The 25,918-nt window shown below is 71.2% G+C and carries 24 protein-coding genes and 2 pseudogenes; 19 read left to right on the top strand and 7 right to left on the bottom strand.

Translation table 11 applies throughout. From position 1 onward, the window contains the following. Positions 1–129 precede the first annotated feature (129 nt). Positions 130–429: a DUF2087 domain-containing protein gene (locus OG247_RS37935; RefSeq protein WP_327256498.1), complete on the top strand. Its 300-nt coding sequence runs from the start codon at positions 130–132 to the stop codon at positions 427–429. Here OG247_RS37935 and OG247_RS37930 read toward each other — a convergent pair. Then, positions 402–1,166, bottom strand: coding sequence for a metallophosphoesterase (locus OG247_RS37930; RefSeq protein ID WP_327256497.1), 765 nt, complete (start codon positions 1,164–1,166; stop codon positions 402–404). The two genes, OG247_RS37935 and OG247_RS37930, sit on opposite strands and share 28 nt — an antisense overlap. A gap of 101 nt (positions 1,167–1,267) precedes the next feature. On the opposite strand from OG247_RS37930, the gene OG247_RS37925 reads away from it, so the two are divergent. Further along, positions 1,268–1,843 (top strand): TetR/AcrR family transcriptional regulator, encoded by a 576-nt coding sequence (locus tag OG247_RS37925; RefSeq protein ID WP_327256496.1) that lies wholly within the window; start codon positions 1,268–1,270, stop codon positions 1,841–1,843. 102 nt (positions 1,844–1,945) lie between these two features. Beyond that, complete coding sequence (locus OG247_RS37920; protein WP_327256495.1) at positions 1,946–2,734, top strand: SDR family oxidoreductase; 789 nt, start codon at positions 1,946–1,948, stop codon at positions 2,732–2,734. 58 nt (positions 2,735–2,792) lie between these two features. Here the strand turns inward: OG247_RS37920 and OG247_RS37915 are convergent, their stop codons facing one another. Beyond that, complete coding sequence (locus tag OG247_RS37915; RefSeq protein ID WP_327256494.1) at positions 2,793–3,344, bottom strand: winged helix-turn-helix domain-containing protein; 552 nt, start codon at positions 3,342–3,344, stop codon at positions 2,793–2,795. A gap of 710 nt (positions 3,345–4,054) precedes the next feature. On the opposite strand from OG247_RS37915, the gene OG247_RS37910 reads away from it, so the two are divergent. The 4 genes from OG247_RS37910 (at position 4,055) to OG247_RS37895 (ending at position 7,472) form a co-directional block, all read left to right on the top strand. Further along, on the top strand, positions 4,055–5,260 hold the full coding sequence (locus OG247_RS37910; protein WP_327256493.1) for an acyl-CoA dehydrogenase: 1,206 nt from the start codon (positions 4,055–4,057) through the stop codon (positions 5,258–5,260). Between the two features lie 120 nt (positions 5,261–5,380). Continuing rightward, positions 5,381–5,839, top strand: a complete 459-nt coding sequence (locus tag OG247_RS37905; protein ID WP_327256492.1) for an RrF2 family transcriptional regulator — start codon at positions 5,381–5,383, stop codon at positions 5,837–5,839. 145 nt (positions 5,840–5,984) lie between these two features. Beyond that, positions 5,985–6,083: a putative leader peptide gene (locus OG247_RS37900; RefSeq protein WP_327256491.1), complete on the top strand. Its 99-nt coding sequence runs from the start codon at positions 5,985–5,987 to the stop codon at positions 6,081–6,083. Between the two features lie 276 nt (positions 6,084–6,359). Then, the gene (locus OG247_RS37895) at positions 6,360–7,472 is read left to right on the top strand and encodes an aliphatic sulfonate ABC transporter substrate-binding protein (protein WP_327256490.1); all 1,113 of its coding nucleotides are present in this window, start codon (positions 6,360–6,362) and stop codon (positions 7,470–7,472) included. Between the two features lie 88 nt (positions 7,473–7,560). Here the strand turns inward: OG247_RS37895 and OG247_RS37890 are convergent, their stop codons facing one another. The 4 genes and pseudogenes from OG247_RS37890 to OG247_RS37870 all read right to left on the bottom strand — a co-directional run bounded on the left by OG247_RS37890 (position 7,561) and on the right by OG247_RS37870 (position 10,918). After that, complete coding sequence (locus tag OG247_RS37890) at positions 7,561–8,310, bottom strand: nucleoside phosphorylase (RefSeq protein WP_327256489.1); 750 nt, start codon at positions 8,308–8,310, stop codon at positions 7,561–7,563. A 47-nt stretch (positions 8,311–8,357) separates the two neighbouring features. After that, a pseudogene (locus OG247_RS37885) lies at positions 8,358–8,615 on the bottom strand (hypothetical protein); the annotation flags it as partial. A 369-nt stretch (positions 8,616–8,984) separates the two neighbouring features. Beyond that, positions 8,985–9,689: pseudogene (locus tag OG247_RS37875) on the bottom strand (ATP-binding cassette domain-containing protein); the annotation flags it as partial. A gap of 35 nt (positions 9,690–9,724) precedes the next feature. Beyond that, positions 9,725–10,918 carry an MFS transporter gene (locus OG247_RS37870; protein WP_327256488.1) on the bottom strand — a complete coding sequence of 398 codons (1,194 nt, stop codon included), beginning with the start codon at positions 10,916–10,918 and terminating at the stop codon, positions 9,725–9,727. A gap of 172 nt (positions 10,919–11,090) precedes the next feature. Between OG247_RS37870 and OG247_RS44985 the strand changes: the two genes are divergently transcribed. The 4 genes from OG247_RS44985 to OG247_RS37855 all read left to right on the top strand — a co-directional run bounded on the left by OG247_RS44985 (position 11,091) and on the right by OG247_RS37855 (position 13,982). Continuing rightward, entirely contained in the window at positions 11,091–11,276 is a 186-nt protein-coding gene (locus tag OG247_RS44985) for a putative leader peptide (protein ID WP_442813514.1), read from the top strand. A gap of 334 nt (positions 11,277–11,610) precedes the next feature. Further along, a complete protein-coding gene (locus tag OG247_RS37865; RefSeq protein ID WP_327256487.1) occupies positions 11,611–12,720 on the top strand; it encodes an ABC transporter substrate-binding protein in 1,110 nt (369 codons plus the stop codon). A 143-nt stretch (positions 12,721–12,863) separates the two neighbouring features. Beyond that, positions 12,864–13,493 (top strand): TetR/AcrR family transcriptional regulator, encoded by a 630-nt coding sequence (locus tag OG247_RS37860; RefSeq protein WP_327256486.1) that lies wholly within the window; start codon positions 12,864–12,866, stop codon positions 13,491–13,493. A gap of 45 nt (positions 13,494–13,538) precedes the next feature. Beyond that, entirely contained in the window at positions 13,539–13,982 is a 444-nt protein-coding gene (locus OG247_RS37855) for a PaaI family thioesterase (protein WP_327256485.1), read from the top strand. Positions 13,983–14,043: 61 nt separating this feature from the next. On the opposite strand, the gene OG247_RS37850 is transcribed toward OG247_RS37855, so the two are convergent. After that, positions 14,044–14,820: a MerR family transcriptional regulator gene (locus tag OG247_RS37850; protein ID WP_327256484.1), complete on the bottom strand. Its 777-nt coding sequence runs from the start codon at positions 14,818–14,820 to the stop codon at positions 14,044–14,046. Positions 14,821–15,086: 266 nt separating this feature from the next. Here OG247_RS37850 and OG247_RS37845 point away from each other — a divergent pair, with 266 nt between their 5' ends. The 8 genes from OG247_RS37845 (at position 15,087) to OG247_RS37810 (ending at position 25,880) form a co-directional block, all read left to right on the top strand. Further along, entirely contained in the window at positions 15,087–16,316 is a 1,230-nt protein-coding gene (locus OG247_RS37845; RefSeq protein WP_327256483.1) for a serine hydrolase domain-containing protein, read from the top strand. Between the two features lie 361 nt (positions 16,317–16,677). Continuing rightward, positions 16,678–17,625: a S8 family serine peptidase gene (locus tag OG247_RS37840; protein WP_327256482.1), complete on the top strand. Its 948-nt coding sequence runs from the start codon at positions 16,678–16,680 to the stop codon at positions 17,623–17,625. Next, positions 17,606–18,238: a GAF domain-containing protein gene (locus tag OG247_RS37835; protein WP_327256481.1), complete on the top strand. Its 633-nt coding sequence runs from the start codon at positions 17,606–17,608 to the stop codon at positions 18,236–18,238. The genes OG247_RS37840 and OG247_RS37835 overlap by 20 nt, the downstream gene beginning before the upstream one ends. 4 nt (positions 18,239–18,242) lie before the next feature. Then, the gene (locus OG247_RS37830) at positions 18,243–19,346 is read left to right on the top strand and encodes a radical SAM/SPASM domain-containing protein (RefSeq protein ID WP_327256480.1); all 1,104 of its coding nucleotides are present in this window, start codon (positions 18,243–18,245) and stop codon (positions 19,344–19,346) included. Further along, on the top strand, positions 19,321–20,355 hold the full coding sequence (locus OG247_RS37825; RefSeq protein ID WP_327256479.1) for a radical SAM protein: 1,035 nt from the start codon (positions 19,321–19,323) through the stop codon (positions 20,353–20,355). Before OG247_RS37830 ends, OG247_RS37825 begins: the two co-directional genes overlap by 26 nt. A gap of 2 nt (positions 20,356–20,357) precedes the next feature. Beyond that, positions 20,358–21,056, top strand: coding sequence for an iron-containing redox enzyme family protein (locus OG247_RS37820; protein WP_327256478.1), 699 nt, complete (start codon positions 20,358–20,360; stop codon positions 21,054–21,056). Beyond that, entirely contained in the window at positions 21,053–22,633 is a 1,581-nt protein-coding gene (locus OG247_RS37815; RefSeq protein ID WP_327256477.1) for an MFS transporter, read from the top strand. The genes OG247_RS37820 and OG247_RS37815 overlap by 4 nt, the downstream gene beginning before the upstream one ends. A 127-nt stretch (positions 22,634–22,760) precedes the next feature. Further along, the gene (locus tag OG247_RS37810; RefSeq protein ID WP_327256476.1) at positions 22,761–25,880 is read left to right on the top strand and encodes an AAA family ATPase; all 3,120 of its coding nucleotides are present in this window, start codon (positions 22,761–22,763) and stop codon (positions 25,878–25,880) included. Positions 25,881–25,918 lie beyond the last annotated feature (38 nt).

Below are 25,918 nucleotides of genomic sequence, written 5' to 3'. Positions count from 1 at the left end.
GGGGCAGGAACCGGTCACGGGGGAGGGTACTGGCAGGTGCTACCACTCAGTAAGATGAACGACCGTCACTTTTCGCGCGTGCGGAAAAGTGGTTGCCCCGGGGCGACCGGCCGGGTGAAGCTCCATGGCATGTCCCAAAGCACCACAGAAACCAGCACGCGCACCCGGCGCGGCGTCACCGACCTCTTCTCCGCCGGCGGTCGTCTCACGGCGATCCCGCGCAAGGCGGCCCGCCGCGAGCAGTTGCTCGCCCACCTCACCGAGACCCTCTTCGCGGCGGACCGCGCGTACACGGAGCCGGAGGTGAACGACCTGCTGCTCACCGTTCACGAGGACTGCGCGGCGCTGCGGCGCTACCTGGTCATCGCCGGGCACCTCACCCGCACCCGCGACGGCTCCGGCTACCGGCGGGCCACGACCACCCTGTAATGGGTCGTCAGCCGGCCGTCCTCGCCGACCACGTGGAAGGCCACGGCCGGCGGCTCGTCCGTGTGGACGTACTCGCTCTCCCCGGACGCAGCCTCCCACGGGAGCCGGGTCGTGGACACCACGCCGGGAGCCACGAGCAGCGGCCGCCCCGCGAAGGTGGTCGCCGCGCCGGTGTGGGCGTGCCCGCACAGGAACGCCGTCAGGTGCGGGTGCCGCTCGGCCAGCGCCGCCAGCCGCTCCTCTCCGAACTGCCGGATGCCGTCCACGTACGGGATGTGCAGCGGGACGGGCGGGTGGTGGAAGGCGACCAGTACCGGCACCTCGCGCGGGGTGTCGGTGAGCACCCCGTCCAGCCAGGCGATCGTCGAGTCCTCCAGATACCCGCGGTGTTCACCGGGTACGGACGAATCGCACACCGCGAGGACGAAGCCGTCGCCGCGCAGCACCTGGTCGACCGGGGCCGCGGACGGGTGTTCCTCCCCCAGCAGACCGCGCCGGAAGGCGGCCCGGCCGTCGTGGTTCCCGGGGCAGACGACGAGCGGATGGCGGGAGCCGAGGGCCTTGCGCGCCTCCTCGTACTCCTCCGGGCGCGCGTGATCGGCGATGTCCCCGCTCACCAGTACCGCGTCGAGTGCGTACGGGAGCCCCTCCAGGTACTCCATGACGACACGGGTCCGCTCGGCGGCCCGCTCCCCGCCGTCGAGGTGGACGTCGCTGAGGTGGGCTATCACGATCACGGGAGGTGACTCCTTCGGTCCGGAAGCTCGGATTGTATGCCGGGGCCACCAGGCCGGGCAGTATTGTTGACCTTGAGGTCAACAATCGATAGCGTGGCGTCATGGGCAGGCCGAAGAACTTCGAACCGGACGCGGTCATCGCACAGGCGATGGAGGCGTTCTGGACCAACGGCTACGCCGGCACCTCCCCCGCGGACCTCGCCGAGGCCACCGGGGTGGCCAAGGGCAGCCTGTACCACGCCTTCGGATCCAAGCGCGAGCTGTTCGGCAAGGCCCTCGAGCTCTACGGTCGCGCCGGCTCCGAAATGACCGAGGAGTTCCTCGCCCGGCCGAGCACGACCAAGGAATGCATCCGCGACTACCTGATCCTCCTCGTGGACACGGACCTGGAAGGGCCGGTCAGGCGCGGCTGCTTCGGCACCAACGTCGCACTGGAACTCGGCGGGCGGGACGAGGAAGCGACGCAGGCGGTCCACCGCATGGGTCAGCGCACCATCCAGCTCCTCACCGACCGCATCGAGCAGGGCCGCCGCGACGGCGATGTCGCCCCCGAGGTCGACGCCAGGGCGCAGGCGCAGTTTCTCCTGAACACCATCGTGGGGCTGCGCGTCATGGCCAAGACCTTCGACGGACCGACCCTGCACGGGGTCATCGACACGGCTCTGGCGGGCCTCTGATCCGCGACGCCCCCACCGGGGCCCTTTTTTACGCCCTAGTTTTTGACCTGCAGTTCAAAAACCCTGTGGTTCAAAAACCTATAGCCACAAGAAAGTGGAGTCATGGACCTCGGAATCAGCGGGAAGACCGCCATCGTCACCGGCGCGGGCCGAGGCATCGGTCTCGCCATCACCCAGGCCCTGGCGGCGGAAGGCGTACGGGTGGTGGGCGCCGCACGCACCATCACGCCCGAGCTGGAGAAGGCCGCCGCCGCCACCGTGTCCGTCGACCTGAGCACACGCGACGGAGCGACGAGGGTGGTCGGGGAGGCGATCGACGCGGTCGGCGGGATCGACTTCCTGGTCAACAACGTCGGCGCCGGCGATCCGGACGCGCTGTCCCTGGGCGGCTTCCTCGACGTGGACGACGATCAATGGCAGGCCGTCTTCGACCTCAACCTGTTCAGCGCGGTCTGGACGACCCGGGCGGCGCTGCCGAGCATCCTGGAGCGCCGGGGGGCGATCGTCAACATCTCGTCGATCAATGCCCGCGTGCCCGCCGGTTCACCGGTCGGCTACGCCGAGGCCAAGGCGGCACTGAACCAGCTCAGCAAGCGGCTCAGCGAGGAACTCGCACCGCGCGGCGTGCGCGTCAACACGGTCTCCCCCGGCTTCGTCTCGAGCCCGCTGTGGACCGACCCGAACGGTTTCGGCGGCAAGGTCGCCGACGCCTACGGCGTCAGCCACAGCGACCTCCTCGCGAACATTCCCGGGCAGTTCGGCCTCGCATCGGGACGCGTCACCACACCCGAAGAGGTCGCCGACCTGGTCACCTTCCTCCTGTCCGAACGCGCCGCCAACATCCACGGCGCCGACCACGTCATCGACGGCGGCACCCTCAAGGCCGGCTAGACGCAGCTTCCTTGCCGCTCGGAGTCCGCCGGTTCGGTTCACGGACCGGCACCGGAGGCTACTGATGGTCGGGCACGTACTTGTAGCCCACGCGCCGCACCGTGGAGATGCGGGCCCGGTGGGCGGGGCCGAGCTTGCGGCGCAACCGGGCCACGTGGACGTCCACGGTGCGGCCGTCGCCGATGTGCCCGTACCCCCAGATGCCCGAGATGAGCGCATCGCGCGTGTGAACCGTGTGCGGGTGGGCCACGAAGTGCGAGAGAAGGTCGAACTCCAGGTAGGTCAGCTCCAGTTCACGCCCGTCGACCTCGACCAGCCGACGCTCCCGATCGACCCGGATGGCGTCGTCGGAGTGGACGGGCCCGGGGTGGGGGGCCGGTTTCGGATCGGGAGCCTGCGACGCCCCGAGCTCGAGGGGAGGAACCTCCGGGCGCACACCGTGCGATCTCATCAGCGCCACCGGGTCCACGTTCGCCGGCAGGAACACGAGGTATCCGACGCGGCCGCCGTCCGTTCCGTGGGCGGGTACGAGGGCAGGGTGGTCACCGACCAGCTGCAGTCGGGGCGCGGGGGAACGGTGGGTGGCGGGTGCGGGAAGTGCGGTGGTCACGATGAGCCCCTTCGGCTGCTCGGAGTGAACTGCGGATGCCGGGTGTTCGGACACGACAGGGTGTGGCGGATCCGTGACGGATCCGCCGGAGAGGGCGGGCACGCCGTACACGCGGCGGACCCCGGTGACTCGGCAGGGAGACCCGGAGGGGCAGGCGCCGGGAGAACCGCCGCCCGTTGGAGAGGAAGGCCCACGGAGAGAAGCGGCGGCCGGAACGCCTGCGCGCGACGTGGAAATGCCCTGTCGAAGAAACCTCAGACGGGTCGGCAGGCGGCGCTGGCGACGAGACGGAAGTCAACGTGCCTGCGGCGTACGAGCAACGGCTGCGACGGGGACATGGTCACATCGTGGGGTGCTCCACGGGCCCGCGTCAATACTTCCCTACTGATTCTATAGGGAATTATGCCTCCGGGCTCCGGGAAGTCTTCCGACCCTGCGTCATCTCTCATGGAGAGACGGGGCTGTCCGCCATGCGGTCACGCACTTGCCGGGAAGGCCGCTTGGGGCAAGTATCCCTATCAATCCGATGGGAAAGGTGGGGATCCGGTGAAGCCCGGCCCGAGCGTCTCCCGCGCCACCCAGCGAGCAACCGGCCGACACCCCCAACGACGTTCCGGAGTAGCCGACATGACCACCGCCACCCCCCATGGCACCGCTGTCCGCCCAGCCCCAGCGCCATGCGGCGACGCCCGGGCGTGTCGGTGACTCCCGTGCCGACGAAACCGAGCGCCCTCGGCCGCCGGTCCGCCGACGAGCAGCGCCGGGCGTCATTCCTGCGCACCGCCCACGACCTGGCGGACGATCTCGCCGCGGACGCCATCTTCCGCGACCGGGCGGGCAGGCCGCCGACCGACGAGGTGGCCCGGCTACGGGAGGCCGGCCTCCCCGCCGGCCTCACGCCGCCCGGGCCGGGCCGGGGAGCGGACTGGCGCACCGGATGCACCGTCATCCGGAAGCTGTCCACGGCGGACAGCTCCGTCGGAGACGTACTCGCCCGCCACTACGTGCACGCGTGGAGCGGACGCTTCTACGCGAGCCATGACCACGCGACCGCCCTCGAAGAGCAGTCGGTTCGCGAGCAGTGGCTGTGGACCGGCGCCATCCGCACCGCGGCGCCCGACGACGACACCGGCCGTCCGGACCTCACGCTGCAGCCCCGCAACACCGGCTACGTGCTCAGCGGGCGCCGTTTCGTGGATACGGCGGTGTCCGTCGCCGACCAGATCGTGGTCGACGCCGTCTGCGCGGTGACCGGTGACGTCCTGGTCGTACGGATCCCGCCCGGCGTTCCGCGCATGACCATCGAACCCGCCCACGACCGCCTCGGGCAGCGCGTGGTCGGCGCCGGCGAGGTGGCCTTCGACCGGGTCACCGTCACGCCCGGCCAGGTACTGGGCCGCCGCCCGTACGACGAGGAGCCGACCGCCCCCTTCACCGCACTCGCCGATCCGGCGCTCCGGCTGGCCCTGTGCCACGTCGGCCTCGGCATCGTCGAGGGCGCCCTCACCGAAGCGCGCGACCTCAGCAGGGGCGGTCACGCATACCGACTGCCCGGTGCGGATCCGGACCTCTTCCTGACGTACGGGGAACTCGCCTCGGCCGCCCAGACGGCCACCGCCGTGGTCGACCGCGCGACCGAGGTGATGGCGCAGGCCCTGGACCGGGGTGGGCAGCTCGATGCCGAGGAACCCGCGGGCATCGCCGCCCTGGTCGCCACGGCCGAGACGGTGACGTCGAAGGCCGCCCTGCACGTCACGGCGCGGGTGCTGGAACTCGCCGATGCCCCCGGCCTGGACCGCTTCTGGCGCAACGCCCGCGTCCTGACGGCCCACCACCCCGCCGCGCACCGTCTGCGCTCCATCGGCGAGCACTACCTCAACGGCTCCCACCGCGCGGTGGCGGCGGCCTTCCACTGACACGAGGCACCCCTGCGGGGTGCGGATCCCCGGCCGCGGGGCGGGTGCCCGCACCCGCCCCCGCGGCCGGCTGCGCACCCGCGGCGGACGCCGGACACGGGCATGCGGGATAATGGCTCCATGCGGATCTCAGCCAGGGCGGACTACGCGGTACGTGCCGCACTGCAGCTTGCCGCGTCGCAGGATGACGGGCCACTGAAAGCCGAGGCCATCGCCGACGCCCAGGACATCCCGCACAAGTTCCTCGAGGGCATTCTGAACGACATGCGCCGAGGTGGTCTCGTGCTGAGCCAGCGCGGCGGCAACGGCGGATACTGGCTGGCCAAGCCCGCCGCGTCCATCAGCATCGCGGACGTCATCCGCGTCGTGGACGGACCGCTCGTCTCGGTGCGCGGGGTCCGGCCCCCCGACCTGGCGTATACCGGCCCCGCCCAGGCTCTCCTCCCCCTGTGGATCGCCCTTCGGGCCAACGTGCGCGAGATCCTCGACGGCGTGACGCTCGCGGACGTCGCGTCGTCCGACCTGCCTCCCGACGTGTCCGCCCTGTCCCGCGCCCCTGACGCCTGGACCAATTCCTAACCTCCGCCCCTCCCCCACCTGCGGTTTCTCACAACTCGAGATGCAACCGTCCAGCATGTGGTCATGCTCTTGGGGCGCGTCTTCCTGTCTGCCAATATGCCTACCAACCAGGTGGGAAAACTAGGAATCAGGGGGTGAGGCAGCCGTGCGGACACTGCAGCGCGCCGGCCGGATCCTGCCCCTGACCTCCCGCCGGCACATCGACCTGGTCCGTACCTCCAGCGCCATCTGTCAGCCTTCCTGACACCGGCCGCAGGGCCCGGCACCCCGCGCGGAGCACCGCCGAGGCACCGAGCAGCCCCTCACCGTCGGCAGGCTCGGCCCCTCGGCCGACATCACCACCCGCATGTTCGAGCGACAGCGATCCCGCCGCCCGGCCGGGTGCGACTGCCGCGCGTGCCGACGGCTCCGCGTCGCCGTCTCCGTACCGCTTCGTCTCCGTACCGCTTCGTCTCCGGACTTCCCGTCTCCGTACTTCCCTCCGTACCTCCCCGACCGCCACCCGTGAAAGGACACCTCCGTGTCTGCCGCAAGACCGCTCACCACCCTGCGTGCCATCGCCCTGACAGCTGCGCTCCCCCTGCTGCTCACCGCCTGCGGCTACGGTTCCGACGCGAAGAAGGACGACGCTCCCGCGAAGGCGAACGTCGCCGCCGACGCGAAGAAGCTGTCGGCCTCCGAGGTCCGCATCGGCTACTTCCCGAACCTGACCCACGCCACCGCGCTGGTCGGTCTCCAGGAAGGCCTGATCGCCAAGGAACTCGGCGCCACCACGATCAAGCCGCAGTCCTTCAACGCCGGCCCCTCCGAGATCGAAGCCCTCAACGGCGGCTCTCTCGACATCGGGTTCATCGGCCCCTCGCCTTCGATCAACGCCTACGTCAAGTCCAAGGGCTCCAACCTGCGGATCATCTCCGGCTCCGCCTCCGGCGGCGTCAAGCTCGTCGTGAACCCCGCCAAGATCAAAACCCTGGACGACCTCAAGGGCAAGAAGATCGCCACCCCGCAAAAGGGCAACACCCAGGACGTCGCGTTCCTCAACTGGATCGCCGAAAAGGGCTGGACGGTCGACCCCGAATCCGGCAAGGGCGACGTCTCCGTCGTCCGCACCGACAACAAGGTCACCCCCGACGCCTTCAAGCAGGGCTCCATCGACGGCGCCTGGGTCCCCGAGCCCACCGCCTCCAAACTCGTCGCCGACGGCGGCGCCGTCCTCCTCGACGAAACCACCCTGTGGCCCGACAAGAAGTTCGTCATCACGAACATCATCGTGTCCCAGAAGTTCCTCACCGAACACCCCGACGTCGTCGAGGCCGTACTCACCGGCACCGTCAAGACCAACGCCTGGATCAACGCCAACCCGGACAAGGCCAAAGCCTCCGCGAACGCCAAGCTCGCCGCCGAAGGCGGCAAGCCCCTCGACGCCAAGGTCATCGACCCGGCATGGCCCAGCATCCTCCTCACCAACGACCCGCTGGCCGCCACGCTCAAGACGCAGTCCGAGTGGGCGGTCAAGGCCAAGCTCATCGAGCAGCCCGACCTGGGCGGCATCTACGACCTCAAGCTCCTCAACAAGGTCCTCAAGGCCGCCGGCCAGCCCGAAGTCTCCGACGCCGGCCTCGGCGCCAAGTAGCACACGCTCTGCCGATGCGATGGCGGTCCTCCCGGACCGCCGTCGCATCGGCGTTGGCCCCCACCTCACTTGGCGGCTGAACCCGTGCTCACCTCTCGGCCTCGGCGAGCAGCCGCAGCGCCTCCAGGGCCACGGCGCTGCCCCTCGCGACCCCGTCCGCGACCACCTCACGGTGCGGGTCGTATCCGCCGGTCGCCTCCTCGTCGACGAGGCCGTCGGCGTTCGCCCCGTCCATCACCAGCACTCCGCCCGCGGTCAGCCCGCGCAGCGAAGCCGTCACCAGGAGCGCGGAGAGCTCCATCTCGATCGCGGCGACACCGGCCTTCTCGTACGCCGGGAGGGGGACGAGCCCCGGCTGGAAGGCGGCGCGCGTCCAGACGATGCCCCGGTGGTGGCGTACTCCCGCCTCGCGAGCCGCCCGCTGCAGCGCCAGTACCGCCTCGGGAGCGGACACCGCGGGATACTCCGGCGGCAGCAGCTGCCCGGTCACCCCGTCATCACGTACCGCCGCCTCGGCGATCACCAGGTCCCCGTCGGCGATTCCGGGACGGATCGCACCCGCCGTACCGCATCTGATCAGGGTGCGCACGCCCGCGTCGGCCAGCTCCTGGAAGAGCAGGATCGCGCCGGGTCCGCCGACCCCGTGGGACGCGACCGTCACCGGGAGCCCTCGCCAACCACCGCTGAACACACGGTACTCACGGTGGTGGGACACCTCCTTCGCGTCCTCGAGCCATCCCGCGACGGCTTGGGCCCGCGCGCGGTCGCCGACGACCAGCGCGGAGGCCGGCAGGCCGGTGCGGGGGACGCGGGTGAGGGGCAGCAGGTCCTGGGTCATGCGACAGCTCCGGTTCTCGTACGGGTGGCAGTGGCACGGCGGCGGGCCGCCGCGGCCTCGGGCGCTTCGCCGACCCCGCGCAGCCTCAGCCCCCACACGTGGCGGGACAGCGCGAAGGCGGTGAGTGCGACGGCGGCCCAGGAGAGGTAGGCGAGCGGTGACTGCCCGCCGATCAGCATCATGCCCTCAAGGCCGATGTTGAAGACGCCGGCCCACTCGCAGATCGCCCCGCCGAGCGCGGCGAGCAGGATCGGGGTGAGCGCGCGCAGCACCGAGAGGAAGAGGTCGGTTTCGAGGGACGTCAGGCGGCCTTCACGTTCGCGCCCCGGAGGCGAGCGGGACGATGACCAGGGCCTGGAGCACCTGGGTCAGCTCGCGCGGCACCTCGGTGGCCCGCTCCATACTCAGGCCTCCGACCTGCAGGACCGTGAAGAAGAGGGCCGCGAGGACGGTCCCGGCCGGGGCCCGAGCGCGGGCAGTTCCACGCCTTCGGGCAGCCGCCGTGTCTGCGGCAGGCCGGAGCCGGGTTCCTTCAGCGGATACCGCGCCATGTAGGAGGCGAAGGAGACCGCCGGATAGGACAGGAGCAAGCTGCTGAGCCGGTGGAGCCGGTGGAGCCGGTGGAGCCGGTGGAGCCGGTGGAGCCGGTGGAGCCGGTGGGCAGGGTGCTCATGTCAGACCTCCGCTCCGGCCAGGGCCAGGCCCAGGGTGTGTTCGTCTGCGTCGTCCCGGGTGTAGGAGGCCGAGATCCGGCCCTCGTACATCACCAGGATCCGGTCCGACAGGCCGCGGATCTCGGTGAGTTCGGCCGAGACCAGCAGCACGGCGTGACCCGTGTCCCGGTAGGCGACGAGCTGTTCGTGGATCTGCTGGATCGCACCGATGTCCACGCCGCGCGTGGGTTGTTCCACCAGCAACAGCGGAGCTTCATGGGCCAGTTCACGGCCCACGAGGAGCTTCTGGAGGTTGCCGCCGGACAAGGCGCCCGCCGGGGTCCCGGGTGAGGGCGCCTTGATGCCGAAGCGTTCGATCAGGGACCGGGCATGCGCGCGCAGGGCCGCGGGACGCAGTAGTCCGTGCCTGGTGGCGAGCGATTTCCGGTGGTGCCCCATCGCCAGGTTCTCCGCGACGGAGGCGGCGGGCGCGGTGCCCACCGCACGGTCCTCCGGTACGTAGGCCAGGCCCGCCGTCCGGCGCCCGGCCGGTGACGCGTGGGTGATGTCGCGCCCGGCCAGCTCGACACGGCCGGCGGTCACGGGGCGCAGCCCGGCCAGCGCCTCGATCAGCTCGCTCTGCCCGTTGCCCGCGACGCCGGCGATGCCGACGACCTCCCCGGCCCGGACGGTGAGGTCCACTCCGCGCACGCCCGAGACGGACAGCACCACGCCGGACCGCCCGGCGGTTGTCCCGTCGGTCAGGACGCGGGCCGCACGGTCCGCATCCGCCCGTAGGCGTACACGCACCCCGCGAGCGCGAGGTCCGACAGCAGCATGAAGCCGATCGAGTAGGAGTCCTTCGCGCTGTAGATCGCGCCCATCACCAACGGGGGCACGAAGCCGCCGAGGCCGCCCATCGCTCCGACGATGCCCGTCACGCTGCCCACCTGCGGCTGCGGAGTCACCTGCGAGACCAGGGCGAAGACACTGCCGCTGGCCGTCCCGAGTCCGGCCGCCATCAGGAGCAGGGCGCACGTGCCGACCGGGTTCATCGCCGGGTCGAAGGCCTGCACGATCGCGAGGAGAGCCACCAGGCCCAGCGCCCCGGCCGTGACCTGTGCCGGGTGGATCCGGTCCGACAGCCAGCCGCCGATCGGCCGGAAGACCACCGTGACCAGGGCGAAGCCCGCCGCCTTGGTACCGGCGTCGGTCGCCGACAGCCCGTACCAGGTCTTCAGGTACGTCGGCAGGTACACCCCGAACGCGACGATCCCCCCGAAGCCGATCGCGTAGAGCGCGGCCAGCTCCCACGTCACCCGCAGGCGCCCGGCGTCGCGCAGCCGCGAGGCGAGCGAGGCCGTCGGCACGGGACGGCCGGGCCGGTCCCGGAGCAGCAGGGCAGCCAGGACGGCGTACGCGGCGAGCGCCAGGGCCACCACGAGGAAGGGCAGGTCGGGGTCGTGCTTGGCGATGCGCGGTGTGACGTACCCGGACAGTGCGACACCGCCCATGCCCATCCCGAAGACCCCCAGCGCGAAGCCCCGCCGGTCGGGCGGGAACCAGGAGTTGACCAGGGGGATGCCGATGGCGAACGTCGTGCCGCCCAGACCCAGCAGGAAGCCGACCCCGAGCGTCAGACCGTAGCTCTCGTGCGCCGGGATCAGCAGCAGGACGGGCACGATGGTGAGCGCGGACACCACCGGGAACATCAGCCTCGCGCCGTAGCGGTCGGTCAGCGCGCCCACCGGGATCCGCCCCAGCGACCCGACCAGCACCGGCACCGCGACGAGCAGCGACTGCTGGAACGAGGAGAGGTGGAGCCGGTCCTTGTAGTCGCCGGCCAGTGGCGCGATCAGGTCCCACGCCCAGAAGGTGAGCGTGAACCCGAGGGTCGCCAGGACCAGATTGCGGTACCCGGCGGACGAGGGCCGCGATGTCGGCGTGGAGTCCATCCCGTCAGTCAAGACTCCCCGGGACGTCCGGTCACGCAGGACTGCGCCAAAAGGATCACGGACGCCGGCCCCGGCGGTCACGGCGCCGGGTTCACCGGCCCGCCACGCCGTCGCCCCGATCCCTGCCGGGCCTCCTGCGTGTTTCACGTAGTGAAACGCGCCCGTCCATCATGTGGGCAACCCCTTGGGCGGTCGACTCCCGCCTGTCAAGATTCCTGTCAACCGGATCGGAAAACCAGGGAGTTGTGAGGTGGCCGTGCAAACACCGCACCACGCGCGCCCTCTGCTGCCCTCCCTCACTGCCCGTCGGTACATCGACCTGGTCCGGACGTCCAGCGCCATCTGTCAGCCTGCCTGACGTCCCCCGTAGGGCCTAGCTCCGCGCGCGGTGCGCCGTCGTGCGCTTCGCCTTCCCGCTCTCCTGGAGCCGGGCAGCCCTTCGGCGGACCCCACGGCCCCGCGCCGCCTTCGCGCGCGGCGTGCGATGTACGGCGTGCGATGTACGGCGACTCGACGTCCGCTCCGCGGCATCCCCGACACCTGCCCCTCGCCCGGCCCTGCTACGGCGTTCCACCGCCGGCGGCCGGAAGGGGGTGCGGGTGCCGTGCGTGTCGACGACGTCGCGCCGCCCGCCTCCCTGCCTTCCTCCCGCCGGCGCTCCCGAACACCCACCCCCGTGAAGGGACACCTTCGTGTCTGCCGCAAGACCGCACATCACCCTGCGAGCCATCGCCGCAACGGCGGCGCTTCCTCTTTTACTCACGGCCTGCGGCTACCCTGCCGAGGCGAAGAAGGAGGACGGCAAGACGCACCTCGCCGCCGGTGCCGGCAAGAAGCTGTCGGCCTCCGAGGTCCGCATCGGTTACTTCCCGAACCTGACGCACGCCACCGCGCTGGTCGGTCTCCAGGAGGGCCTGATCGCCGAGGAACTGAACGGCACCACGATCAAGGCGCAGTCTTTCAACGCCGGCCCGTCCGAGATCGAAGCCCTCAACGGCGGCTCTCTCGACATCGGGTTCATCGGTCCCTCCCCCTCGATCAACGGCTACGTGAAGTCCAAGGGGTCCAACCTGCGGATCATCTCCGGTTCCGCCTCCGGCGGCGTGAAGCTGGTGGTGAACCCGGCGAAGATCAAGACTCTGGACGACCTCAGGGGCAAGAGGATCGCCACCCCTCAGAAGGGGAACACCCAAGACGTGGCGTTCCTCAACTGGATCTCCGAAAAGGGATGGAAGGTCGATCCGGAGTCCGGCAAGGGCGACGTCTCCGTTGTCCGCACCGACAACAAGCTGACCCCCGCCGCCTTCAAGCAGGGCTCCATCGACGGCGCCTGGGTGCCCGAGCCCACCGCCTCCAAACTCGTCTCCGAGGGCGGCGAGGTCCTTCTCGACGAGGGCTTCCTCTGGCCGGAGAACAAGTTCGTGATCACGAACATCGTCGTGTCGCAGAAGTTCCTGAGGGAGCACCCGGACGTGGTCGAGGCCGTTCTGCGCGGCACGGTGAAGACGAACAGGTGGATCCGCTCCCACCAGGACGCGGCAAGGGCCTCCGCGAACGCCAGGCTCGCGGCGGACACCGGCAAGCCTCTCGACCCGGAGGTCATCCACCCGGCGTGGCCGAGTTTCACGGTCACCGACGACCCGCTGGCGGCGACGCTGAAGAAGCAGGCCGACCACGCGGTCAAGGCCAAGCTCATCGAGCAGCCCGATCTGAACGGCATCTACGACCTGCGGCTTCTGAACAAGGTGCTCAAGGCGGCGGGCAAGCCCGAGGTTTCCGACGCCGGTCTCGGCGCCAAGTAGGCCGGCAGCCCGCCCTGGACACACCCGCTTCCGCTCACGGCCCCGGTGGCCGGCGCCTCCTCACCTCACCGTGAGGGACCCTCCTGGCGCCTCTTGCATGTTCTATGCCATACCCCATAGGTTACCGACAGGTAGCCCATTCGGTGGGCCGCATCGTCGTCGCGAAGGTGGTGGAGCGGGTGAGTCCGCGCAGGAGTGACAGCCGCGACCGGATGGTCCTCAGCACGGTTGCCCTTCTGCCCGAGTACGGTGCGAGCGGGACCAGCATCGACCGAGTCCTCGCCCACAGCGGAGCCCCTCGCGGCTCGGTGTATCACCACTTCCCCGGCGGGCGGACGCAGCTCATCGACGAGGCGGTGGCGCTGGCCGGGGACTTCATCTCGGGTCTGATCGACACCATGATGCAGACCGGTGATCCGGTGGATGCCATCGACGCGTTCTTCGTGCTGTGGCGCGACCGGCTCGTGGAGAGCGGCTTCCGGGCCGGCTGCCCGATCGTGGCGGTGGCCGTGGAGGCCAACGACGGGGCCCCTCAGCTTGCCCGCTCCGCCGCTGCCGTCTTCGCCCGCTGGCAGGAGGCCTTCGCGGCCCTGTTCGTGCGGCACGGCCTGACCGAGGAACGCAGCCGGAGGCTGGGGTCCTTCGTCATCGCCGCGGTCGAAGGTGCGGTGATCATGTGCCGGGCCGAACGGAGTGCCGCTCCGATCGAGGCGGCCGCCGCCGAGATCCACGACCTGCTCGTGTACGCCCTGCGCGAGCGCCGTGAGGCCTGACCCTGCTCAGGCCCGGCACAAGCACCTCATCCAAGGAGAACGACCGTGACCACCACCGACCTCACCGCCCTGTCCGGCCTGGAACTGATGCGCTGGGTCCAGACCGAACGCCCGGCCGACATCCCCTCCATCGGCCGACTGCTCGGCATGCGCTTCGACGAGGTCGAGCACGGCCGCATCGTCATCTCCCTCGACACCCGCCCCGACTTCGCCAACCCGCTCGGCACCGTCCACGGAGGCATCGCCGCCACTCTCCTCGACTCCGCCATGGGCTGCGCCGTCCACACCACCCTCCCCGCCGGCACGGGCTACACGACCCTCGAACTCAAGGTCAACTACATCCGGGCCGCCCGCACCGACGGTCAGGTACTCACCGCCGAGGGCAAGGTCATCCACGCCGGACGCCGCACCGCCACCGCCGAGGGCAAGGTGACCGACGACCAGGGCAAACTGATCGCTCACGCCACCACCACGTGCATGATCTTTTGATCATGGCGTTCGGTCCCGGGAGGTCACCGGACAGGGCCGGAGATCCTCCGGTGGGTGGCCGTCACTGACGCGGGATGCTGATGCCGGCCGCGCGCAGGTGCGCCTCGACCAGCGTGTTCAGCCGGGCGATGGACGGCTCCTGGTCTTCCCGGTGGTGGTTGACCACTCCGTACCGGGCTGACGAATCCGAAGGGCGCCGAGGCCCGGCCGGAATCTCCAACAGCGAGCGGTCGGCCAGCAGTTTGGCGGCCAGCGCGGACGCCAGCTCCTCGATCCGCGGGTCGCCCGGATCCCAGGACATCGCGTCCAGGCCACGCTGTGTCAGCGCGACGAACTCGGGGTCCTCAAGCCCGTGTTCAAGCCTGGCGAGGAAGGCGTCGAAGACCTCCGGGACCAATGCCCGGGCCAGCACCAGGGCCTCCCGTTGAGTGGCCACGTAGTCGGGATCGAAGCCGAGAGCAGCGAGTCGGTCCAGGACCGCGCAGGCCCGGTCGGGCAGCAGGGCCCGGTCGCCGTGGGCGAGCCGGTGCAGCGTGTCGCGTCGCGCGAGCAGGTCCTCGACCTGTTCGGTGAGCCGACGATGGACATCGTCCAGGGCGGCGGCGAACCGCTCGGGATCGGCGTCGAGCAGCTCGCCGATCTCGGCCAGTGGCACGCCGGCTCCGGCCAGGGTCCGGACCTGGACCAGTCGCAGCAGATCGGCCGACACGTAACGCCGATAGCCGGAGCCGTCTCGTTCCGGCTCGGCGACCAGGCCGAGCCGGTGATAGTGCCGCACCGTCTTGATCGTGACGCCGACGAATGCCGCCGCCTGACCAATCGTCAGCCCTTCTGTCATCGGCTCTACGCACCTTCGGATCGTGGGCGGCCGCGGTGCACGATCCGCATCGGCGACCGGGACGGGGGCGGGAACGGGGACAGGGACGGGGACAAGTTGCGGATGATCACACGGACGAGGGTAGCGCTCGCCTGATCCCGCCCCTCGCCCTGATCGTCGGGGCCGACACCCGTGGCCGCGATGGAAGTTGACCTTGACCTTGGGTCAGGGTGCACGCTCCTCGCATGACCGGCCCGAAGGGGGTCCGGTGGACGAGGAGGCCCATCATGGACAAGAACAACAACGACTTCTCCGAGGCAGGGCTTCGCCGCCTGCACGAGGTGTTGGCACGGCACGTCGAGTCCAAGAAGATTCCCGGGCTGGTCGCCCTGGTCAGCCGCGGAGACCGGACGCACGTCGAGACGATCGGGACGATGCGTCATGACGGTGGCGGGGCGATGCGCCGGGACACGATCTTCCGGATGGCGTCCGTGTCCAAGCCGGTCACCACGGCGGCGGTGATGGTCCTGCTCGACGAGTGCAGGCTCCGGCTGGACGAGCCGGTGGACCCGTGGCTGCCCGAACTCGCCGACCGTCAGGTGCTGAAGCGGCCCGACGGCCCGCTCGAGGACACCGTGCCGGCCCGGCGTCCGATCACCGTACGGGACCTGCTGACCTCCACCTTCGGGCTCGGGCTCGACTTCGATCTATTGGCCTCCCCGATCAGGGCCGCGACCTTCGAGCGCCTCGACTACAGCGTGGCCTCCGGGCCGGCGCCCGACCCGGACGAGTGGATGCGCCGCCTCGGCGAACTGCCCCTGTCGTACCAGCCCGGTGAACGGTGGCAGTACGACCTCGGCAACGAAGTACTCGGCGTGCTCGTCTCCAGGGTCACGGGCCGGACGCTGGAGACGTTCCTGCGCGAACGCATCCTCGATCCCCTGGGGATGAAGGACACCGCCTTCCACGTACCTGCCGACAAGATCGACCGGCTGCCGCCCCTCTACGGACCCGACCCGCAGACCGGAGAGTTCCTCGTATGGGACGAGGCGGAAGGCGGAAGGAGCAGCCGTCCTCCGGCGTTCCAGGGCGCCGGCGGCGGCCTGGTCTCCACCGCCGACGACTACCACGTCTACTTCCGGATGCTGCTGAACCACGGCATGCACGGCAGCGAACGGATCCTGTCCCGGCCCGCCGTCGAATTGATGACGACCAACCGCCTCGCGCCCGAGCAACGAGCCGCCCGGGACTCCATGTACGGGAACATCGCGCACCTCACTGTCGGCCAAGGGCAGCAGGGCGGCTGGGGCTTCGGGATGGCGGTGCGCACCCGTCGTGGCGACTACGCGCCCATCGGCCAGTTCGGCTGGGACGGCGGTACCGGCACCACCGCCTACGCCGACCCGGACAACCGGCTCACCGGAATCCTGCTCACCCAGGTCGGAATGTCCACCCCGGACTCCGCCCGCCTGATCCACGACTTCTGGACCACGCTCTACCAGGCCATCGACAACTGACATCGAACAGCTACGCCTACGGCCGGCCGTAGCCACGCCGGAACGACGGGAGGCCACGGCGCCCCTCCCCTCCCCCTCCCCCTCCCCCTCCCCTGCGCAAGCCGACCGACAACGCAGAAAACTGTCAGTTTCCGCGCCGCGAGGGGCAGGACGGGCCGGAAAGCACCCCAGACAACTGGGATGTCCGAGGGCCTGGGGCCTCGTACAGAATCGGTCCGCGGGCGCCGCTCGGCTGTTCGACAGCGGGACGGTCCGGCACGTTCGACGGTTCGGTATCGCGCCGTACGGGAGAGCCACGAGTGACCGGAAGGCTCCATTGACCACTACAGCGTTTCGTCGGGCAACCATCCGGTTCGCCCACATGAATGCCGGGGAACTCGTCGACCGGTCATCCGTCGCGGCCTCCGGGGCGGTGGACCGGGAATGGGCCTGGGGTGGGTCGCGCGGTGCGGGAATCCGGGTCTGCGTCATCGACAGCGGAGTCACGCCGGACCATCCCGAGATCGGGCCCCTGGAGGGGTCGTACACGGTGGAACGCACCGAGCAGGACGACGCGGGCGACGGCCGGCCGACCTACCGGATCGTCCCGGACCACGAGGGCGACGCCGCCGGTCACGGCACCGCGTGCGCGGCGATCATCCGGCGGATCGCACCGGACGTGAGCCTGACCAGCGTGCGCGTCCTGGGGCCGCGACTCGCGGGCGACGGCAACATGCTGCTGGCCGCCCTGCGCTGGGCGGTGGCGGAGCGCTTCCAAGTCGTCAACCTCAGCCTCTCCTCGCGCAAGGGCGACTTCAAGGCCTCGCTGCACGACATCGCGGACGAGGCGTACTTCAACCGCGTGGCGATCGTGGCCTCGGCGCACAACAGCCCGGTCCGCAGCTATCCCTGGATCTTTCCCTCGGTGATTTCCGTCGGGTCGCACGAGGTTGCCGACGCGGAGCGCATCGAGGTCAGTCCGCAGCCCCCGGTCGAATTCTTCGCGGCCGGTGTCGGAATCGAGGTCCCCTGGACGGGCGGCGGCCGCTCGTTCCTCTCCGGGAACAGTTTCGCGACCCCACATGTGACCGGATTCGTGGCCCGCATCCTCGGAAAACATCCGCAACTTCCGGTGAGCGAGGTCAAGCACGTTCTCGCCTCGCTCTCGGACAACTTCACCGACGCGTCCGACCCACCCCGCACCCCCAACCCTGCCCATGCCACCGCTTCCGCCGTACCCGTCTCGTCCGCCGTTCCCGTCTCGTCCGCCGCATCCGCCGCATCCACGCCATCCGCCGAAGGAGCAGGCCATGACGAATCCCGCGCATGACGCCCCTCTCAGCGGCCCTCCGCTGTCCCGGCGCGACGAGGTGTTGCGCTCGACCGTACGGCTGGCCCGGCTCGTCTTCGGCGCTCCCGCCTCGTCGGTCTTCCTGCACGACGCGGCGGGCGAGGCACTCGTTCTGGAGGCGATCTCCGACCCCCGGGAGGACAGCCTGGTGGGCTGGACCATCCCCGACTACAGCGGCATAGCCGGGTGGGTCTTCCAGAGCGGGGAGGCGGTGATCGCCGACAACCTCGACAACCACCCGCAGTTCAACCGGGACTTCGCGGCCTCCACCGGCCGGGTACCGAAGGCCATCATCGCCGCGCCGCTGGACACCGACGGGTCCGTCTTCGGCGTTCTGGAGGTGCTCGACCCGGTGCTGGGCACGCGCAGCGCGACCTCAGTCCTGGAGCTGGTCTCGGAGCTGGCGCGCCAGTGCGCGGCGGCCCTGGCGCTGGCGGGTCCGCCGCCCGGCCCCGCCGGACGGCACGCGGCGGCCGCCGAACGGCTGACGACCCTGGTGGCCGACCTGGCCAGGACCGACGACCCGAATGCCGCGCGGACGCTCGCCTCGCTCGAGGAGATCGCCAGCGCCCTGTCATCGAGAAGGGGGTGATCCCGTGCACCTGCTGGAAATCGGCGCCATCCGCAACAAGCCGGCCGCCGGCCTCTATCTGGCCCTGACCCGCCGCTGCCCGCTGTCGTGCGCCCACTGCTCCACCGACTCCTCCAGTACCAGCGAACAGCATCCCGAGACGCCGTTCCGTCGGCTCGTGGAGTCCTTCGACCACGAGACCCGACCGGACCTGCTGCTGATGTCCGGCGGTGAGGCGCTGCTGCGGGCCGCGCTCGTCGCCGACCTCGCGCGCACCGCCCGGTCCGTGGGCTCCCGTTCGTACGTGCTGTCGGGCATGTGGTTCGCCCGGGAGAGCCGGCGGCTGCCCGCCCCGGTGTCCGCGGCGATCCGCGAGGTGGACCACTTCGCGGCCAGCCTCGACGAGTTCCACGAACGCGAGGTGGGCCGGGCCGACGTCTTCCGGGCGATGCACCGCATACGCGAACTGGTGCCGCAGGTGAGCTTCCAGCTCACCGGGCGGGGGGACGACGATCCCTACCTCCAGGGCCTGGTCGACGATGTGCGCCGCGAGTTCGACGACCAAGTGCCCATCCTGGTAGGCACCTTGAGTCCGATCGGCCGTGGCCGCCAGCTCGGCGGGCTGACTCCCACGCCCTCCTCCGGCGTCCCGGTCGCGCCCGTCGACCCGTGCGACCGGATCACCTGGCCGCTGGTCACCTACGACGGCACCGTCTACGCCTGTTGCAACCAGGACCTGGTGGAGCGCCGCATGCCGGAGCACCTGATCCTCGGCCACGCGTCCCACCAGTCGTGGCCCGAGCTGCGCGAGAAGTTCCTGCGCCGCGAGTTGTACCGGGCGCTGCGCGTGCTCGGACCCAGCTTCGTGGCCGCCCGCTTCTCGGACGGACCGTGCGACAAGGGCATGTGCGGCAACTGCCTCACGCTGTCCGGCGACGCCGAGGCCGAGCGGAAGGTGACGGAGTACCTGCGCAGCGACTCCGGTCGGCAGGTGGAGGCCGCCGCCCGCCGCATGGTCGAGCAGGTGGACGGGACCGCCTTCTCGGACCGTCGCTCCGGCCGCTACGGCGGCCTGGTGTCCCTCGGATGGGAGGAGGCGGACCGTGAACAGCCGTCCTACACGAGCTGACAGCGAGGCGGTCCGCAACCGCCCCACGCTGGCGGACACCGAGGCGATGCGCCACCGTCGCGGTGAGTCGGTCCTGCTGTACATCACCGACCAGTGCCCGGTCGGCTGCGCGCACTGCTCGGTGGACGCCCGCGCGGACAGTGACAGGGTCGCCGACTGGGAGGTGTTCCACGACGTCGTCGCCGGCATCGTCGCACTGCCCGGCCTGCGGTCGGTGGCGGTATCCGGCGGCGAGCCCTTCGCCGAGCAGCGGGCGCTGCCGTACGCGATCGGGGCGTTCGCCGACGCCGGGCTGGAAACCATCGTCTTCACCAGCGGGTACTGGGCGCGCGAGAACGGTTCCGCGCCCGGCTGGGTACGGCGGCTGCTGCCGCGGATCTCCACGCTCTTCCTGAGCACGGACGGCTTCCACCAGGGCGGTGTGTCGAACCACCGGTTCGTCGGCGCGCTGCGCGCGGCCCACCGGGCGGGCTGCCGCATCGTCGTCCAGGAACTGGACACGGGCGACGGCGCGCGGGTGGCCGAGGAACTGCTGTCGGAGGCGCTCGGCCCGCGGTGGGCCGACGAGGCGGAGACGAACGTGATCACCCCCCTGCGGTACGGGCGGGGCGCGGGGGTCTTCGCCCTCCAGAGCCGGCACGAGGTGGGGACGTTCTCGGCGTGCACCCTGCTCGGCTCGCCCACTGTTCGCTACGACGGGGTGGTGATCCCCTGCTGCAACGAGGGGCTGATCACCGGTCACGGCCCGTCCGCGCTGCGTGCCCGGACCCGGCGGCCCGAGGGCGTGGCGCAGGCGCTGACCGGGTTCCGGGACGATCCGCTGCTCAAGGTGGTGGGGCGCCTCGGCCCGGGGGCGGCGGCCGACCTGCCCGGCTTCGAGGCCTTGCGCGAGGAACGCTTCGAGAACGTCTGCGGCGGTTGCTGGAAGGCGTACGACATCGCCGGCCGACCGGGGCCGGCCGCGGACTCCGTGACGGCGCTGGGCGTGGCCCTGAGGGAAGGCGGTTGACGGTGGAGGAGCAGACGAGGTCGCAAGCCCTGCGCCACAAGATCGGGCTGCTGATGCCGGCGGTGGACGCCGCGTCCCGGCAGATGTGGACCCATCCGCGGAGCGACCAGGTGTATCTGGAGTGGCTCAAGACGCTGCACGGGACGATCCGGGCCACGGTGCCGCTGATGCTGGCGGCCGTCGAACAGTGCACTGTCCGTCAGGACGACCCGGTGGCCGATCTGGTGGGCCGCTACCTGGCCAAGCACATCCGTGAGGAGTACGGGCACGACCAGTGGGTGGCCGACGACTACGTGGTGGCCGGGGGTGATCCCGAGACGCTGCGCACGGCGCTGCCGGGGGCGGCCATCGCCTCGCTGGTCGGCTCGCAGTACTACTGGCTGCGCCATGCGCATCCGGTGGCGCTCGTGGGGCACATCGCGGTGCTGGAGGGCAACCCGCCCGGTCCCGGGCTGGCCGGTGACCTGGCGGCCCGGACCGGGCTGCCGGAGGCGGCGTTCCGCACCATCGCCCGGCACGCCCAGCTGGACGTGCAGCACCGCGACGACGTGCACCGGCTGATCGACCGGCTGCCGCTCGACCCGGCGCAGGAGGAACTTCTCGGTGTGAGCGCGCTGCACTCCATGAGGGGGCTGATCGAGGTGATGGAGGACGTGCTCGGCCGGGTCCACCGGCGCTCCCCGGTGGCCCTGGCCGGATGAGTCGCGCGCGGGTTCCGGGCCCGCTGGCGGGCCGCGACTTCCGGCTGCTGTACACCAGCACGGTGGTCTCCGGTCTGGGCGACTGGCTGGACCAGGTGGCGCTGCTGGTGCTGGTCACCACGGTCTGGCACGGCGGCGCGGGCGATCTGGCGCTGGTGGTGGCCGCGAGCATGCTGCCGCTGCTGGCGACTCCGTTCCTGGCGGTGCTGGTGGACCGTCGGCCGTCGCGGCGGGTGCTGATCCTCACCGACCTCGTACAGGCAGGGCTCACCCTGGGCCTGGTGGTCGCCCCCGGGGTGTACTGGGCGGCCGGGCTGGTGCTGGTCCGTTCGGCGCTGGGCTCGGTCGGCGGGCTCGCGGGCCAGATCCAGTTGCGGGTCTCGGTACCGCCCGAGGGTGTCCAGGCCGCCACCGTGCTGCTCCAGACGGCGATGCAATCGGTCAAGATCCTCGGGCCCGCGCTCGGTGGCCTGCTGGTCGCCCTCATGTCGCCCCGGGCGGTGTTCGCGGCCAACGCGTGCACGTTTCTCGTCGGGGTGATCACCGCCCGCGCCCTGCGCACCACGTCGTCACCTTCCCGGAGTAAAGATCTGCACTATTTCAAAGAACTGGGGGAAGGATTCCAGCACGTTTTCGGATCACGTCTGCTGCGTTCCCTCCTGTTCGTCATGTGCAGCCTGATGTTCGTCGTCTTCCTTTATGACTCCATGGCCGCTCTGATCGTGCCGGCTCTGGGAATGGGCACGTCCTACATCGGCTACATGGTGTCCGCCGTCGGATTGGGCGGGGTCGCCGGTTCGCTGCTCATGGGCCGTTTCGCGGCACGCCTTCGGCCTTTCCTCACCATGGCGGGGTCGGTCCTGGTGATCGGCTGCATCGTCACCTTCATCGGATTCGCCATTTTCCATGAAATACGCATTGACTCCACCATATGGCTGTGTGTTATTTTCCTTCTGGGAATAGCAAGCGCCGGAATCCTCGTCACTTTTCCCAGCGTCGTACATTCCGAGACGCCGGTCGAACTGACCGGCAGGGTCTGGGCGCTCATGAATTCCGTGCCGGCCGTACTGAACGTACTGGCCCCCGTGCTGGCGGCGGCCCTGGTCGTGTGGATCGGGCTCGGAAGCCTGCTACTGCTGGCGGGTGCCGCCCTTCTGCTCACCGCCGCCGTGGTCGCCGTCCGGCTCGGCCGCGTACCGCCCACCGCTCAGCCGCCCACCGCTCCGAAGTCCGGCGCTCCGAAGTCCGGCGCGGACGACGGTGCCGGCCGGGCCGCGGAGCCGACGCCCCGCCCGGCCCCCCTGAACTCCGGTGCACCGCACCGGGAAACCAGAGCCCCGTCCGTGAAACGCGCGGGCTCGTCAACCGAGGAGATCACCATGGCAGACAAGATCGACAAGCTGGCCGAAGCCGGTTTCTCCATGACCGACGCCAACGACGCCCAGCAGGCGGTGCTCAAGTCCCTCACCGAGGACGAGATCGACGTCCTGCTGAGCGTCAAGTCCCGGGTCGAGGCCGCGGGTTCGGACGTCGAGGGGCACTCGGTCTCCGACCCCAGCGGCGGCTACCTCTGGTAGTGCCGACCCTCGTCAGGGGATCGGCCCCGGACCGGTGACGTCTGGGCCGTAGCACAGACCGGGTGGTTCACGACGGGGCAAACGTCGTGAACCACCCGGTGGTCGCTCAGCGAACGGGGAGGACAGTATGAGCAAGCCCACCGGTCCCATCGTATCCACCGCGAGCCAGTGCGCCGGCTGTGGTGTGGACAACCCGTCGGCGGCCCGCTTCTGCATGGCCTGCGGGATGGAGATCGGCCTACCCGCCACTCCCGCCAGCGGTCTGCGCTTCGTCTCCGTCGTCTTCTGCGACGTGGTCGGCTCCACCGGGCTGGCCACCTCCCTCGAACCCGACCGGTGGGCGGCCGTCCTGGACGGCTACTTCTCCCTGGTCGGCTCGCTGGTGGAGGGTTACGGCGGCAAGGTGGAGAAGTTCATCGGCGACGCGGTCGTCGCCGTGTTCGGCGTCGAGGGGCACGGCGAGTCGGCCGCCGCCTCCGCCGTCTCCGCCGCCACCGCGATCGGGCACCGCACCGGCGAGTACGCACGGGGCCTGGGCGAGCTGCTGCTGGGCGACTTCCCGGTGCGGTCCGCGGTCGCTTCCGGCCATGTCGCGGTCAGCGGCCGGACGTCGAGCTTCGTCATCGGCTCGGTGCTCAACCGGGCCGCCCGGCTCCAGCAGCACGCCCCCGACGACGGGGTGATCGTGGACCTGGCCACCCGGCTCCAACTGCAGGACCACTTCCCGCTGCGGGCGATCGAACCGGTCGCGGCCAAGGGCTTCGCCCGGTCCGTCCCGGCCTGGATCGTCGGTCCGGCCGACACCCAGGCCCCCGGCACGGGCACCGTCGGACGGACCGACCTGGTCGGCGAGCTGGCCGCCCGTATCGGCGCGGCCGCCACTGCCACCGGTCCGACCCTGATCCTGGTCGGGGGCCCCTCCGGGGTGGGCAAGTCCCGGCTGGTCACCGAGGCCCTCGACCGCTGCACCGGCCTGGCCACAGCCGTCCTGCGCTGCCCGCCCGCCGGGACCGGACTCGGCCTGCTGGCCTGCTGTCTGTTCCTGGAGGAGATCGAGAACGCCGCACGTCAGGGCCACGACAGGGTGGACGTGACGGTGCAGTTGACCGGCGCCTCCACGCGCGCCGAGCAGGCCCTGGCCCAGGACCGCGGCGAGCTGGGCCGTGCGCTCACCGCGGCATTGGACCGCCTGCGGGGCGCGCGGCCCCTGCTTCTGGTGGTCGAGCACAGCGAGTGGACCCCCGGGGCACTGGCCGATCTGCTCGACGAACTGACCGCCGCGCCGGGGCGGCCCGTCGTGGTGCTGCTGGTCGGAGTCTCGGCCCCCGAGGCTCTCGCCGGCCGGGAGGCCCACCGGCTCACCGTGCCGCCCCTCGGACGGCCCGACGCGCGGCGCCTCGCCCACCGGCTGCTCACCGCGCAGCACGACCCGGCCGCCGCCGACCGCCCCCGGTCCACCGGCACCGGGGCCCCTGGACACGACCCGGCCCCCGCCGCCGCACTCACCCCCGGCTCCGCCGCGGAGGAGATCGCCTCCCGGGCCGGCGGCATCCCCCGGTACATCGAACAGATGGTCGTCCTGAGCCGCTTCGCCCAGCCCGGCGACGACTGGGCGCCACCCAGCGCGCACGCCGCGCTCGGTGCCCTGCTGGACGAGCTGGACACCGACTCACGGGAACTCCTGGTGCTGCTCGCCGCCGCCGGCCGGGACCTGTCCCTGGAAGACCTGGGCGCCCTGATGGACCCCGACAGGGTCGCCGCGGCCGCGGCCCGCCTCCTCGAAGCCGGGCTGGTGGAGTCCGCCGACGCCCACAAGGGCCGCCTGGCCCCGGCCTTTCCGGTCGTGGCCGAGGTAGCACTGCGGCGGCTGACGCTCTCCGAGACCGCCGACGTGCACGCCAGGCTCGCACGGTCCCTGGAACCGGTGGCCGAACGGCGCCCCGCCGTCGCCGAGTTGCTGGCCCGGCACTGGGAGGCGACGCACACCGCCTTGCGCGGGGTGGAGCCCGGCTCCGACCGGACGGCCCGGGCCGCCGAGTCCGCCGTGACCGCCTTCGGCGTCGCCGCCCGCTTCGCCCTCTCCCGTGGGCGACCCGAACTGGTGCTGACGCTCACCGGACGCGCCCGCGCACTGGCGGAGGCGGACCGCGCACAGGGCCACGACCTGGATGTCCTGGAGGCGTACGCCCTCGGCACCCAGGGAATGCCGCAGGCCGCCCTCGAACGCGTCGAGCGCGTGCTGTCGGCCCAGGGCCGGGCCGCCCCGGCCGCCCGGATCCACGCCCGGCTCAACTCGCTGTACTCCCGCACCTATCTGACCGGCGACGCGCCCGCCGTACCGGACGATCCGCACTACCTCGCCGCGGTCGCCTCCCCGGAGCCCGAGGCCCGGGTCGGGGCCCATCTGTACGCCGGGCTCCAGTCCCTGCGGGCAGGCGACCACCCCGCCGCCGAGCGGGCGCTGCGCTCCGCGCTGCGGTCGGCCGACGGCGCCGGGACCTGCCTGGGCCTGACCGAGGTCTACGCCAACCTGGCGATGGCCCTGGTCAACGGCGACACCCCGGTCCCCGCCGCACTCGCCGACTGCGAGCGGCTGCATCAGGAGGTCGCCGGTTCCCGGCTGCTGAGCTCGGCCACCGGTGTCGCGCTGGCGCTGGTGCGCCACATGTCCGGCGACCGGGCGGCGGCCGACTCCACGATGGACGAGGCCGAGGAGGTGCTGCGCGATCTGGGCCAGGGCACCGGGGCCGCGACCATCGCGGGCTGGCGTGCCGTCCTGGCGGCCCGGTCCGGCGACTGGGGCACCGCGGCCGACTGGTGGACCGCCCAGGGCGATCGCTGCGCCGCACTCGGCATGGTCCGCCAGGCCTCGCTGTCCCGCCTCCAGGCCGAACTGGCCCGGGAGGCGTCCGGTGAGGGACGGTCCGGCGGCGCGCGGGGCGGGCCCGGGCTCGACGAGGTGGCCGTTCCGCCCCCCGAGGCCTGGGCGGAGTACACCGTCGCCCTGCAGGCCCGCGCCGTACGGGCGTTGCGGGCCGGCGACCCGGATCCGGCCGCGACGCACCTGGACGCCGTGGTCCGCCATCTGGGCAAGGTGCGCGGCAGCGGCGCGGTGATCACACCGCTGCTCTTCAGTGCCGTCCTCGCCGGCCGTACCGGCCTCCCGGTGGCCGGGCGTGCGCTGACCGCGCTCCAGCGGGCCATCGAAGCCAAACAGGACCTGGGCGTGCGCGCCCCGCAGGCATAGCCGTACGCACCGCCCCACCGCACGACCCGTCCCCTCCG

The sequence above is a fragment of the Streptomyces sp. NBC_01244 genome, assembly GCF_035987325.1.
Classification (GTDB): Bacteria; Actinomycetota; Actinomycetes; order Streptomycetales; family Streptomycetaceae; genus Streptomyces.
This window is presented reverse-complemented; position numbering and strand designations above follow the sequence as displayed.